This is a genomic window from Vibrio sp. YT-19(2023) (genome assembly GCF_033337395.1).
The window spans coordinates 1-576 of sequence record NZ_JAWOQN010000855.1; the positions used below are offsets into that span (position 1 = coordinate 1).

The following is a 576-nucleotide window of genomic DNA, read 5'->3' on the forward strand; positions in this document are numbered from 1 at the left end:
GATGACCTGACCATCAAGAATGTCATAAACTGCACGTTGAGGAAGGTAAGACTCTCGATAATATTTATCGTCGATGGCTTTATCTATCGCCACATAATCAATGATATTTTGATCGCTAAACTGAGCTGCTAAGCTAAGTAGTTGGCAATGCCACATCACACCTAAAGGCAAATAATGTTGGTCCTCAGTTAAACGCATGCCTGCTAATAGTAACCGTTGAAAAGCACCTTCATCCAACGATGGGAAACCGTACTCCGAACAAATCCAATTCACCAAACCTACATACAACTCTAAGTTACTTGCAGATAAGTGGATATCTTCTTCAACTTCGGTATACATCGTTAGGCCGGTTGAAAAATCTTCGTCAACATACTCAAGGTCGGCCAATTGATTACGATCGCCAGTAACAATCATCTTAACGTCAAATTCTTTTTCATCGGCCGTTCAAATAGGTAGTCGAGTAGGGCTTACATTCAAGGGTTTTACTGGCTTTCCTTGAATGGCAGACTTAATGCTCGGCCAATCGCCGGGATTCGCCAAGATGAGGTTCGCTGGTAAAATCAAATACCCGCCGTT

The 576-nt window shown here is 42.4% G+C and carries 1 pseudogene; it reads right to left on the bottom strand.

Annotation, left to right across the window (positions count from 1 at the left end):
* Nucleotides 1–576, bottom strand: a pseudogene (locus tag R7E78_RS28835) (AAA family ATPase); the annotation flags it as partial.